Origin of the sequence: Mesorhizobium sp. M8A.F.Ca.ET.202.01.1.1, from assembly GCF_004791595.1 — a bacterium.
In the GTDB taxonomy this organism is placed as follows: Bacteria; Pseudomonadota; Alphaproteobacteria; order Rhizobiales; family Rhizobiaceae; genus Mesorhizobium.
Map to the genome: position 1 here is coordinate 1 of NZ_SRUN01000009.1, position 12,594 is coordinate 12,594.

9 protein-coding genes are annotated in these 12,594 nt (G+C 62.8%); 5 read left to right on the forward strand and 4 right to left on the reverse strand.

All coding sequences use genetic code 11. From position 1 onward, the window contains the following. Both EN845_RS19505 and EN845_RS19510 read right to left on the reverse strand, forming a co-directional pair. The coding region (locus EN845_RS19505) for a helix-turn-helix domain-containing protein (RefSeq protein ID WP_281040976.1) at positions 1 to 178 on the reverse strand (178 nt) is incomplete at its 3' end. A gap of 146 nt (positions 179 to 324) precedes the next feature. Next, the gene (locus EN845_RS19510) at positions 325 to 729 is read right to left on the reverse strand and encodes a Fur family transcriptional regulator (protein WP_127277494.1); all 405 of its coding nucleotides are present in this window, start codon (positions 727 to 729) and stop codon (positions 325 to 327) included. A 244-nt stretch (positions 730 to 973) separates the two neighbouring features. Here EN845_RS19510 and EN845_RS19515 point away from each other — a divergent pair, with 244 nt between their 5' ends. The 5 genes from EN845_RS19515 to amrB all read left to right on the forward strand — a co-directional run bounded on the left by EN845_RS19515 (position 974) and on the right by amrB (position 9,277). Continuing rightward, the gene (locus tag EN845_RS19515; RefSeq protein ID WP_245464313.1) at positions 974 to 3,175 is read left to right on the forward strand and encodes a caspase family protein; all 2,202 of its coding nucleotides are present in this window, start codon (positions 974 to 976) and stop codon (positions 3,173 to 3,175) included. Positions 3,176 to 3,289: 114 nt separating this feature from the next. Beyond that, complete coding sequence (locus EN845_RS19520; protein WP_127872351.1) at positions 3,290 to 3,670, forward strand: hypothetical protein; 381 nt, start codon at positions 3,290 to 3,292, stop codon at positions 3,668 to 3,670. Then, positions 3,667 to 4,374 carry a hypothetical protein gene (locus EN845_RS19525; protein ID WP_127281257.1) on the forward strand — a complete coding sequence of 236 codons (708 nt, stop codon included), beginning with the start codon at positions 3,667 to 3,669 and terminating at the stop codon, positions 4,372 to 4,374. Before EN845_RS19520 ends, EN845_RS19525 begins: the two co-directional genes overlap by 4 nt. Positions 4,375 to 4,385: 11 nt before the next feature. Continuing rightward, positions 4,386 to 7,403, forward strand: a complete 3,018-nt coding sequence (locus tag EN845_RS19530; protein ID WP_245511770.1) for a caspase family protein — start codon at positions 4,386 to 4,388, stop codon at positions 7,401 to 7,403. Between the two features lie 155 nt (positions 7,404 to 7,558). Further along, positions 7,559 to 9,277 (forward strand): AmmeMemoRadiSam system protein B, encoded by a 1,719-nt coding sequence (gene amrB / locus EN845_RS19540; RefSeq protein WP_127872350.1) that lies wholly within the window; start codon positions 7,559 to 7,561, stop codon positions 9,275 to 9,277. A 65-nt stretch (positions 9,278 to 9,342) separates the two neighbouring features. Here amrB and EN845_RS19545 read toward each other — a convergent pair whose 3' ends face one another. Together EN845_RS19545 and EN845_RS19550 are read right to left on the reverse strand one after the other, a co-directional pair. After that, the gene (locus EN845_RS19545; RefSeq protein WP_245511771.1) at positions 9,343 to 11,175 is read right to left on the reverse strand and encodes a hypothetical protein; all 1,833 of its coding nucleotides are present in this window, start codon (positions 11,173 to 11,175) and stop codon (positions 9,343 to 9,345) included. Between the two features lie 199 nt (positions 11,176 to 11,374). Beyond that, a complete protein-coding gene (locus tag EN845_RS19550) occupies positions 11,375 to 12,463 on the reverse strand; it encodes a serine protease (RefSeq protein ID WP_127872349.1) in 1,089 nt (362 codons plus the stop codon). Positions 12,464 to 12,594 lie beyond the last annotated feature (131 nt).

Here is a 12,594-nt window from a genome sequence, read left to right on the forward strand (position 1 = left end):
TGCCCGGCGCCACCGAGCCGGTGGCACGGTAACGCTGCGACCACTTCACTACAGAGGAAACCGCAACGCCAAAGCGCGATGCCACGGTACGGCAATTCTCGCCTGCGCCAACTGCTTCAACAACACGCTCACGAAGATCGTTTGAAAGCGCTCGCGTCATCAGATGCTGGCCTCCAATCCAGCCAGCATCTTGAATCACAAACCAGCTGCTTTGGGAATCCTACGATTCTCTCAAAACAGGAACCGCTCTAGAGTGAGAACCTCTCCGACTGCCGTCACATTTGCAAACGTAGCTATGCTGTTTTAGCAAGTATACGCGGCGCTCTAGGCGGCCTCAGCGCGGCATTTCGCGCACGTCCCGCGAAATTCGATCACCGCCTTCCTGGCGGCGAAGCCGGTCGAGTTGACCCATTCGTTCAGCCGGTGGTCGACGTCGTGGTCCGACATCTCCGTCACCTGCCCGCAGCTGTCGCAAATGGCGAAGGCGGTCATCGAGTGGCTGTGGTCGTGCGGCTCGGCGCAGGCGACGAAGGAGTTGATGCTCTCCAGCCGATGCACGAAGCCTGACTTCACCAGCGTGTCGAGCGCCCGATAGACCTGCAGCGGCGCCCGAAAACCGCGCTCGCGCAGCTGATCAAGCAAGGTGTAGGCGCTGAGCGGCCCGCTGGCGGTCTCGAGTTTCTCGAGCACGCACAACTGGTTTTTCGTCAGCACATCCCTTGCCGCCATGGTTCTGTTCCAGCCTGCCCTGCGCCATCCCAAGGCTGTTTGCTCACGCAAACGGCCTGATCCCATTCAGATAGCGACGAACCGCCTTCTTTGCTACTCTTCTGTTGCTGTCCCGAGCCGATCGATGACATGCCGACACATTGGTGATGGCAGGCTTGATGACGGAGCGACATTCAAAATACTGCCAAAATCCTCGACGAGGATGGTCTCGCTTGGGAAATTCGATCGGGCTTGGGGAAGCGACATGATCAAATTGACACGCCGGAGGCTGCTTGTCGGCACGTCCGCGCTGGTGGCTGCCGGCACGGTTTCGTTCCGGGCTTTGGCCGCGTCGCGCACCTACCATGCGCTGCTCGTCGCCTGCACCGAATATCCGGCCTTGCCGCAGAGAAACTGGCTGATCGGGCCGAAGAACGATGCCGGCCTGGTGCACGAATACCTTCTGAAGAACGTCCCCGATCCGGTGCGCTTCGCGCCGGAAAACGTCACGCTGTTGGCCAAGGACGTGCCCGGCGCCAAGGGTTTGCCGACCCATGCCGCGATCAAGACGGCACTGGCCGATCTCGCCGCCAAGGTTCGGCGCGACGACTTCGTCTACCTGCATCTGTCCGGCCACGGCGCCCAGCAGCCCGAGAGGGTCAAGGGCGACGAGACCGACGGACTCGACGAAATTTTCCTGCCCGTCGACATCGAGAAGTGGATCAACAGGGATGCCGGCGTTCCGAACGCGCTGGTCGACAACGAGATCGGCGATGCGCTCGATGCCATCCGCGACAAGGGCGCCTTCGTCTGGGCGGTGTTCGACTGCTGCCATTCCGGCACCGCCACCCGCGCCGTCGATGTCGATGACGAGCTGGAACGCAAGGTCGAGTTCGCCGACCTGGTCGGTGGCGACGAGGCGGCCAGGGCGGCAGCCGTCAAGGCGTATGACAACACCGTTGCAAGCGCATCGCGCGGCCTCGACGAGAATGGCCAGCGCAAACCGGCCTTCAACCTGACGCCGACTGGCGGCGAGCCAATCACCAAGGGCAAACTGGTCGCCTTCTATGCCGCGCAGACAGTCGAGACGACACCGGAGATGCCGCTGCCCAAGGGCACGGCCGACGCGCCACGCTTCGGCCTCTTCACGTTCACCATCCTGTCGAAGCTCGCCGAAAATCCCAATGTCACCTATCGCCAGCTTGGCCAGGCCGTGCTGCAGCAATATTCGGCCGACAGCCGTACCCGGCCGACGCCGCTGTTCGAAGGCGAACTCGACGCGCGCGTCTTCGGCACCGACAAGACGGATGCGGTCATGCAATGGCCCATTATCGTCAAGGACGGCGAGGCGACGATCGGCGCCGGCCTGCTGCATCGCCTCACGCCGGGCAGCAAGCTCGCCATCCTGCCGTCGGCGCTGTCGTCGCTATCCGACGCCGTCGGCTATCTCGAAGTGGAATCGGCCAAGAACCTGGAGAGCCGGGTCAAGCCGGTCGATTTCGACAAGAAGCCCGCACTCAAGGTTGCCGATATCCCCGCCAATGCGTATGCCCGGGTGGCGGAGATCGCCGTCGACTACATGCTCGCCGTTGCACGGCCGGCCGCGACCAAGGGATTGGAGACGGAAACGGCACTCGTCAATTCGGTTCTCGACGAACTTGCAGCGGCCAAGGAGACCGGCTTCAACATCGAACTGGTCGATCCGGGCAAGAGCGCCGAACTTCGCTTCGCGGTGATGCGCGAGAATGCCATTGCCGGCGCCGACGGGAACGCGACCGACAAGCCGGCCCTGTGGTTCCTGCCGGCTTCGGGCGACGTGACCTTGAAGGATGGCGGTAGGCCGCCGCTGATCATCATCCACCCCGACGACCGCCAGAAGCTTGTCGATGCGACGGTAAGGAATTTGCGCACCATCTTCCGGGCCACCGGTCTTTCCAGGCTGGCGGCCGCCTCCGACTACAAGCCAGAGGACGTCGACGTGCAATTCCAGGTCAAGCGTCGTGACAAGGACGGGCTGGAGCCGTTGCAGGCCTCGGTGGTGCCACGCGTCTCGCCCGGCGACGAGGTGCATGTGCTGGCGAAGAACAGGTCGGACCAGCTGGTCGACATCAATGTGCTCTATGTCGGCAGCGATTATTCGATCACTCACATCGTTGCCGAGCGCCTCGCCCCGCAGGCTACCGTCGAGGAAGGGTTGCTCGCCTTCACCGACACCAGCTTCGGCATGGAGCGGATGATCGCGGTGCTGACCGAGGCGCCGCCGGAAAGCGAAAAGGAGGATCTGAGCTTTCTGGCGCAGGACGGTGTCGCGTCGATGACGCGCGGGATAGGCTCCGCCAGCTTCTCCGACATGCTTGCCGATATCGGCGTGGCGCCGTCGACCCGATCGGTGATGCGGCTTGCCGACAAGAGCGGCCCGAGGGGAGCGGTGATGATCTTCCCGATGGAGACGGTGCCGCGCGCCTGAGAATCCAGGCGGGGGTGTTCATGGCCAGGCCTTGCACTGCCGGCACGATGGGGTGAAAACTTTTAGCCGCAGCGTCGGGAGATGACACGGCCGGCGCAATGGATGGGGTGGTTCGTGAGCTATAGCCTATTTTCCTGGAGTGCCACGGTTGGCGGCATCGCCGCCGGCCTGCTGCTGGTTGCCGACGCGTCGGCACAGGACGCCTGCGGCCTCTGCGCCAAGCAGGTGGTCATCAATTCGGAACTGGCGACCTGCTTTCTCGACCAGTACGACCAGATCGCCAAGGCCAGCAGCGACGCGATCGTCGTCGATCTCTCGGGCTGCGCCTCGCGCGGCATCGTCGAGGCCTTGCCGTCGCCGAACAAGGCCCCGGCGGAACCGGACGTGCAGTTCATTGTCTCGCGCCCGCAACTGGCGTGCCTGAAGAAGCAGCTCGAAGCGCCGGGCGTCGTGCTCGATCCCTCCGCCACCATCGAACTGGATAGCTGCAAATGAAGAAGCCGGGGGGCACGACGAAGCAGGCAGCAGCAGTGACACCGGCAAAGGACGCGGCTGCGAAGCAGGCGCTGCCGGAAACCACCGAAGGCTTCCCGTGGCCGAGCAGCCATGAGATCAAGAAGGAAAGCAACCCCTTCACCGACCGCGACTGGCGCATGCTGGTCTATGCCTGGTCGGGCATGCTGGTGCGCTTCGCCATCATCTTCACCTTGGCATTCTCGGTCTATCAGTTCCTGGCCAATCAGGAGCAGAAGCGCGTGGAGCAGACCATGTCCCTGGTCGAGCTTTGGGAGACAAAGGATTATCAGCAGGCGCAACGAGCGCTCAAGGATCGCCTCGCGGCCCTCAATTCCAAATACGACAATCTGCTCAGCGCCAACCCTTCGCCGACCGAGGAGCAGGTATTCCGGCAACGTATCGGCATCGAGGCGATGAGCGCTTCCGGTGGCGACATGCCGCTCGCCGACTTCGGCGAGAATTTCGACCGCATCGTCTATTTCCTCAACCGGCTGTCCTTCTGCGTCGATGGCGACCTGTGTTCGCGCAAGGTGACCGACGCCTATTTCCGCGACTATGCCGTCTCCTTCTGGAGTTACTTTGCCGGCTATGTCGACAAACAGCGCAAGGCCGGCTCCCCCACTTTCGCCACGGCGATCGAAGCCTATGTGCGCAGCGGGCGACCGTCGGCTGAAGCCAAATAACGATGACAAGGATGAGCCTCCGCCTCATGCGTGCCTTCCGCTGGCTCGCCATGGCTGGAGCCTTGGTCGCCGCGTCGGTCGCCCGTGCCGAGGACGCCCCGGATTTCCACCTCGATCTCGACACTGGCGGCCACAGCGCGCGGGTCACCGATCTCGCCTTCACGCCCGATGGCGAGAACCTCGTCTCGGCCTCCGACGACAAGACCATCCGTATCTGGGACTGGCAAAACGGCGTCAGCCTGCGCACCATCCGTGGCTATCTCGGCAACGGCAACGACGGCAAGATCTTCGCGGTCGCGGTCTCGCCGGACGGCAAGACGATCGCCGCCGGCGGCTATTTCGGCGCTGGTCTCGGCGACAGGCCGCCCTATGGCGACATCAGGCTGTTCGACTTCGCCACCGGCAAGATGAAGGCCGTACTCAAGGCAGCCGACTACGCGACCTATGACCTTGCCTTCTCTCCCGATGGAAAGATGCTGGCCGGCGGTGGCGCCGATGGCGTCGTCTATCTCTGGAGGCTGGACGACAAATCCACGGCCGGATGGACGCTGGACAAAAAGCTCGACGCCGATTCCTGGCATATCGACAAACTGGCTTTCGCCGCGGTGGGAACCCGACTGGCGGCGACAACGACGGACAATGGCATCCGGCTCTGGGACATCACGAAGGGCGAGCAGATCGCCTTACCGGCCGAAGCGGAGCAGCTGCGGGACGTCAGCGTCATGGCGCTGGCCGTTTCGCAGGACGGCAGCCAGTTTGGCACCGGCAGCAAGGACGGGCAGGTCCAAATCTGGCGTGCGGCTGACGGCACTCTGGTGCGCGCCATGCCGAAGCAGGATTTCCTCATCGGTTCGCTGACCTTCGCCAAGGGGTCACGTCTGATCGCTTCCTGCGGCTACCGCTGCGCCAACAAGCACCGCTCCATCGTCTGGAACACCGACACTGGAGACAAGCTGCTCGACTATGCCGGCCATGACGGCACAGTCTACGCCAGCGCCGCCAATGCCGACGGGTCGCTGGTGGCGACGGCCGGCGGTACCCGCAACGCCATCCAGGTCTGGGACCCGGCGACGGGTGAACGCAAGGCCCTGCTGCAAGGATCGGGGGAGCCGGTGACCGCGGTCGGCATCGACGCGGCGAACGGCATCATCGGCTGGGGCGATGCCAACCCCTGCCCCGAGCGCGTCGCCTGCCCGGAACAAATGGGCGCGCTGGAAAAGAAGCTGGAACTGCCGACCGCCGAGCGGTTCTTCGACGACCCCCAGCTGCTGACGGAGCAAAACTCGTTTGCCCGCGCCACACTGACCAGCGGCCAGTGGTCGCTGCACGCCACGGTCGGCGGCAAGGACGCGCTGGAAAACGCAGTGCTGGAAATCGCCAATGGCGGTAAGGTCGTGCGCACGATCGAGAACGACGCCACCAACGGCTTTGCCCATTCCGCCTTCACGCTGATCGACAACGGGCTTGGCCTGATCACCGGCGGCAATGACGGCACGCTGCTGGAGTACAAATCCGCGACCGCCAGGGTATCAGGTGAATTCACCGGCCACACCGGCGAGGTCAACGCTATGGTCGCCTCCGAAAAGGCCAGCCTGCTGGTCACCGGCAGTGCCGACCAGACGCTCCGGCTCTGGAACCTGAAGACGCACGAACTGATCGTGTCGATGTTTTTTGCCGGGTCGCAATGGATCGCCTGGATGCCGCAGGGCTATTACTATTCCTCCGACGAGGGCGACAAGCTGATCGGCTGGCACGTCAACCAGGGTCGCGACCATGAAGGCCGCTTCATCCGCGCCGGCCAGCTGAAGAAATACCTCTGGAGCCCGGAAATGGTGCGCCGCGCCATCATCCTGCGCAGCGCCAGGCAGGCGGTCAAGGAGATGCGGCCCGGCGTCGACGACGAGTTGCAGAAGCTTCTCCAGCGCAAGCCGCCGGAGTTCGGCATCCGCCTCGCCGGCGATCAGAGCAAGGTGCGAGACGGCTACGTCGCGGTCGAAATCACGGGCGCCAGGGAGGCTGGCGCTGATGCCGCCGGCTTCTCGATCCTTTCGAACAGCCGCAATGTCGGCGACGTCACCGCCCGCTCGGTGGACGGCAACAACACCATCGTCGAGGTTCCGGTCGAGGATGGCCAAAACACCATTCGCATCACCGGCACCAATGAATACGGCTATCTGACCGAGCGCAGCGTGACGACGCTGGCAAGGAAGGCCGAGAAGGCCCAAGCCAAGGGCAAGCTCTATGTCGCGGTCATCGGTGTCGACAAATACCCGTTCCTGACCGATGCCTGTTCCGGCCACGCCTGCGACCTGCGCTACCCCGTCGACGATGCCACCGAGTTTCTCAAGGTGGTTGCGCAGAAGTCGGCGCCGCTGTTCTCGTCGATGGAATCGCTGGTGCTGGTCAACCGCCAAGCGCTCGACGAGAGCCCCGACAAGGCGCAGCAGACCTACACCGTCGCCAGTGCCGGCAGCATCATGGAACCGGACTCGCACACGATCGATGACCAGCTCGCCGATTTCCTCGACCGGCCTGGCGAGCACGACACCACCATCATCTTCGTAGCCGGCCACGGCATCAACATCGACGAGGATTACTATTTCATCCCGACCGATGGCCGCAAACAGGACGCCGAGCGCTGGAAGCGCTCTTCGCTGGTGGATTGGTCCGACATCCAGAAATCGGTCGAGCGGGCCAAAGGCATGCGCTTCATGCTGCTCGACACCTGCCACGCCGCCAACGCCTTCAATCCGCGGCTGGAAAAGGATGCGCAGGACGCGCGCATCGTCGTCTTCTCGGCCACCGCCGCCAACAACACCGCCGCCGAATTGCCCGAACTCGGCCACGGCGTCTTCACCTATTCGATCCTCGAGGGCCTGCGCGGCAAGGCGAGAACCCCGGATGGCGGCGTCACGCTGTTCGGGCTGGCCGATTTCATTTCGCACGAGGTGGTGCGGCTGACCGCTTCGAAGCAGAAGCCGTTCTATTATGTCGGCGGCGTGGAAAACATCGTGCTGGCCGAGCCGTGACCATCAAACGTCGGCGCCAAGGGACCCCCCTCTGTCCTGCCGGACACCTCCCCCTCAAGGGTGGAGATCAGCTGTTTCCTGGCTTTCGCCAATCCCTGACGTTGAGAAAGAGAGCGCCGCCAATGAAGCTGCCAATCTCCCCCCTTGAGGGGGAGATGTCCGGCAGGACAGAGGGGGGCCGACTGGGCGCCGACATTTTGCAGATCTTGGCAGCCCTCCTGTTCACCCTCCTCCCCCTGCCCGCCTTCACCGCACCCGTCATCTGCCCGTCCGGCAGCTCAAACTTCCCGCCCTTCTACGACGACGCCAAGCTGTTCGAGAATGCCATCGCCAGCGCGGCCGAGGTCCAGCCATCCAATCAGCGACTGACCGGCATCACCGTGCCGCATCATCTCCTGGCCGCCGACCTGGTGGCGCTGGGTTTTCATGCCGCCTCGGGCTTCCGCTACAAACGCATCGTCATCCTGTCGCCGGACCATTTCCACAAGACGCACAAGCTCTACGCCACCACGGCGCGCGGCTTCGATACCGTGCTTGGTCCGGTCAAGGCCGACACCGATGCCGTGCGGCTTCTGGAGAAGAACAGCGACATGGTCGAGGAGTCCTGCCTGTTCGACAAGGAGCATGGCGTACGTGCCATGCTGCCTTTCCTGCACCACTATTTCCCCGAGGCGAAAATCGTGCCGGTGGCGATGTCGGTGAAGGCGCGGCGCCGCGACTGGGACAGGCTTGCCGAGGCACTTAAGACAATTGTCGACCACGACACGCTGATCGTCGAATCCACCGACTTCTCGCACTATCTGCCGCAGCATGAGGCACGCCGTTTCGACCAGCAGTCGCTCAACATGCTGGCTGCCAGCTCGCTCGACGGCATCGCGGCACTGCGCCAGCCCGATCATGCCGATTCGGTCGGCGCGCTCTACATCCAGACCAGGCTGCAGCGCGAATTGTTCGGCGCCCTGCCGCTGGTCGTCGCCAATGAGAACTCGCAGGAACACACATCGGATTATGTCGAGCGCACCACCAGCTATGTGGTGGCGCTGTTCGGCGCTTTCGGCCCCGACTTCAACAACCCCACACGGCCCAAGGACAAAATCTATTATCTCGCCGGCGACGTGAATTTCGGCCGCGCCATGAAGAAGATTTTGGTCCGCGACGGTGTTGCCGACCGCATCGTCGACAGCATCCTGTCGCTGACCAACTCGCGGCCGCTGATCGTCAATCTCGAAGGCGTCATCCTGCCCAACGTGCCGGAGGCGATCGACGATATGACGCTGGCGATGCCGGAGGGCCTCGCTGTCGACATGCTGAAGCGGCTGCATGTCGCCGGCGTGAGCCTCGCCAACAACCATGCCTACGATCTCGGCCCGTCCGGCTATGCCGAGACGCTGCAGGCGCTGGACGAAGCCGGCATCCCCCATGTCGCCCAGGGCGAGACGCTGGCGCTCGCCGATCTCGACCTGGTCGGCCTGACCGACATCGACACCAACGGCTCGAAGAACACCGACCTGCTCACCCCTGCCTTGCTCGACCGCCTGCTGCACGAAAATGCCGAACGCCCGGTGGTCGCCTTCGTCCATTGGGGCCGCGAATACAAGACCGAGCCGTCGGCGCGCGAAGAGATGCTCGCCGACCAGATGCGGCTGCGCGGTGTGTCGGCCATCGTCGGCGGCCATCCGCATGTGTCGAGCGAGGCAATCGTGCCGCTCGGCGGCGGCGATGTGGCTGAAGTCTATTCGCTCGGCAATTTCCTATTTGACCAGAAGGCGGAACGCTCGTCCGGATCGATGCTGGAACTGCGCGTCTTTCCCCAGGGCACGATCTTCGCCCGGCTCATTCCCCTGCCCAACTATTTTGAGATGGGCCGCAAATAGCCGTTCCTGGATCAGGATGCGCCAGGCTTAAGATCGGGCCGGCATCACCTGAATATCGATACGTCCTAACCGCTGCAGCCGACCATGTCGCGTGGCAGATAACACGCCGCCGGCTCGGTCTTGGTCTCGAACAGCGACCGCTTTGGCTTGAAATAGAAGAAGGTCACCGGCTTGCTCTCGCGAACGCTGCCATCGGCGAAATGCGCGGCGATGCTGAAGTTGTGGATGGACGACATCGACGACCACATCTTCAGCCGCGCCGTATAGGCGCTGATGTTCTTGTTGCCGCGCACCGGCATGGCGATCGTGTAGTCGTGCTTGCCGATTGGAAACTCGATGTTCTGGTAGCGCATCGCTTCCGGTGTGCCGCCACCGCCATCGCCGCATTCGGCCATCGATTCCGGGGTCTCGAAAACCGCCACGGTCACCGAGGTGCGAAACGGCTCGCTGTTCTGATTGATATGACCTTCGTCATCTGTCCAGGAATAATCGAGCTTGCCGATCGCATTCAGTGTCATCGCCTGCTGCATATTGCCGAGATAGTCGGCGACCTCGCCGAACTTGATCTTGTTGGCCAACTGACTGCGGCAGACATTGAGACTGTCCACCGACGGACAGGGAAACCGCCCCGTCTCCAGGCTGGCGGTGTCGACGCCGGCTTCAGTGAGCACGCTCTTGATCGACACGTCGACGCCCTCGCCGAAACTGCCAATGTCCTTGCTGAACATACGGCTTGGCTGGCCGCTGGGATTGCCATCCTCGTCCACGGTCGTGAACTGGATGGACATTTTCATGTCCTTGGCGTCGCCCCAGCCATTGTTGATGATCGAGAAATCCGGCCGGAAGCCGACACAGCCGAAATGCTCCGATATCGACAGCATCGGCTTGCGGTAGGCATCGCTCGAGGCGACCTTCATTTCCAGGCGGTCGAGCCTGACTTTGGATTGGTCCGTCGTTTTGAGGTCGACCTCGGCGAAGGCCGGCGCTTCGTCCCAGTCCTTGCGGCCAAAGACATTGCTGGTCGTAACCTGCCCGGTGCCGTTCCAGCTGTCATTGTCTTCATCCGCCTGCGGATAGATCGCGATGTCCTCGTCGCGCACCAGGTGCTGGTACTGCATGTCGGATTGCTGCGTCATACGTTGATCCACCACGACCCCGATCTCGACCTTGTCGGCGTCGCCGCCGCCGGTCTGCGCCTTCAAAAGGCCGCCGACCCGGGCATCGGCCAGCACGTCTGGACGCGAGCTGCCGACCTCCTTGCCCATCACCCATTGCGATTGATAGACCGTGCCGCCGGCGAGCCGGGTCCGACCCTTGCCGTTCTTCAATCCGTCGACAAAGGAGCCGGCGAATATTTCGCCGGTCTTCGACATGAGCCGGCCTTCGCCATTCGCGACGCCAGCGACGAACTGGCCTTCATAGCGGTTGCCCTCGGCATCGATATGGATGCCCTTTCCGTTGAATTCTCCCTCAAGCCACAGCCCGTCGAAGACCTCGCCCGAACGAAGCTCGAGCCGCCCTTGCCCATCCAGCCGGCCGTTCCTGACGGAGCCAAAATAACTGGAATAGACGGTCTTCGGGTCATAGTTCGCAGAGCCGCGCACGCGCCAGACCAGGCGGCCCTTGCCGTTGACGGTGCCGTCTTCGGCGATCGTCCGATCGGGAGACTGGCCAGCGGCCGGCTCCCAGGTGAAGTCGAGATTTTTTTCCGGTTGGAAATCCCACACCCGCACCATCCTGCGCAGCACCGAACGCGTCCGGCTCTGATAGAGGACCTGCACGCGCTCCGCCCAGGCGCCGGCTGGCTGCGAACTGCCTCCGTTGGCGAAGGCCTGTCCGGTAAGAGATGCCGACAACATCAACGCCGCCAGCAGGGGAGCGGCAGCCATTGCCCTCATTGCGAAGATTCCTGGCCTTGCCATATCCCACCCCTCAACGCCCAACCCCTTGGATGACCAAGCGTAATCGTGGCGGTGGGCTGGCGCAAGTGACGGCTCCGACCGTGCACGCCATCGCATAGAAAACCGGCGGCGGGAACGTCCCGCCGCCGGTTCTTTGTTTCTCTGTCGCGGCACGCGCCGCGACCGTCGGCAGCCGTCATTTGTAGAGGCTGTTGATCCACTGGACGTTGGCGGCGTTCAGGCGCACGGCGGTGTTGGCCTCAGGGCTTTCCGCCACGTTGACGCCGGTAATGATGCGCTGCTTGGACTTGGTGTCATAGGCATAGACCGAGCTGCCGCTCGACCCCGGGAAAGTATCGCAGTCATACTGGAAATACTCCGGAGCGATGTTTTCGGCATGGACTTCGCAGCTCGCCTTCCACATCGTACCCATCGGCTTGTCGCCGGGATAGCCGACGAGGTTGGCGGTGAAGTCGCCGAGATCGTCATAGTTGGCGTAGCCCAGCCAGCCGAGATTGGTGCCGACATCCTGCTTCAGCGTGATGATGCCGAGATCCCACGGGATCACCGAACCGTAATAGCCCTGGTAGTTGTCGATGAAGCCCTGCAGCACATAGGCGCTTTCGTATTCGAAGGCGCCGAACGGAGCGTCATCGGCGGTGCTGCCATTGAGGCCCGGCACGAACAGGTAGTCGGACAGCCAGTCCTTGTCCTCGTGGCTGTAGAGACAGTGCGCGGCGGTGAGCACGGTGCGCGGGCCGATCAACGTTGCCGAACAGCTGCCATAGCCGGTCTTCGACTTGGCTTCGAGATAGCCGATTGCCGAGAACGGATAGGTCTTGGTGTTCTTGACCTGCTCACGATCGTCGGTGCCGAAAACCTGACGTCCGGCTTCGCCTTCGCCAAGGTCAGGATCCTCGGTCTTGCGCGGGTCGCCCTCGGCGCCATTGGCCGGCGCATTCAGTTCCTTGATGATGATCTCCCGCAGCGCTTCGCTCGGTTCGATCTTGATCTCCTTGCCATCGGCTGAACGTCCGACGATGCCATAGGATTTGACAGCCGCTTTCTCGTCGGTGATCGGCGCGGCGCGGTTGTCTTCGTCAGTCAGCGTCGGCGGCGCGATCGGCTTGGCCCGCCCGGGCTTGTAGTCGCCCGAAGTCACGTCCCGCATGCTTTCGCCATTGCCGGCACTGGCGGAGCCAGGATCGGCGGCGAAAGCAGGGACTGCCGACATTGCGGTGGAAAGCAATGCGGAAGCAATCATAAGCTTTGTCAGTTTTGTCATGGTGAGACTCTCCCAAAAGTCAGCAAGGACTGGATCAAAATACAGAAATATTGTCGAGATCGTGGTGGTGCTGAAAAATCGGCAAAGGCTATCGGCGAACGTACCGGATCGTTGTTTGCCTCGGTCAATCT

Excerpts from the sequence above, each read along its gene's own strand:
- EN845_RS19545 (WP_245511771.1), bottom strand. The coding sequence starts at position 11,175 with ATGAGGGCAATGGCTGCCGCTCCCCTGCTGGCGGCGTTGATGTTGTCG.
- EN845_RS19550 (WP_127872349.1), bottom strand. The coding sequence starts at position 12,463 with ATGACAAAACTGACAAAGCTTATGATTGCTTCCGCATTGCTTTCCACC.
- EN845_RS19525 (WP_127281257.1), top strand. The coding sequence starts at position 3,667 with ATGAAGAAGCCGGGGGGCACGACGAAGCAGGCAGCAGCAGTGACACCG.
- EN845_RS19510 (WP_127277494.1), bottom strand. The coding sequence starts at position 729 with ATGGCGGCAAGGGATGTGCTGACGAAAAACCAGTTGTGCGTGCTCGAG.
- EN845_RS19515 (WP_245464313.1), top strand. The coding sequence starts at position 974 with ATGATCAAATTGACACGCCGGAGGCTGCTTGTCGGCACGTCCGCGCTG.
- EN845_RS19530 (WP_245511770.1), top strand. The coding sequence starts at position 4,386 with ATGAGCCTCCGCCTCATGCGTGCCTTCCGCTGGCTCGCCATGGCTGGA.
- amrB (WP_127872350.1), top strand. The coding sequence starts at position 7,559 with ATGTCCGGCAGGACAGAGGGGGGCCGACTGGGCGCCGACATTTTGCAG.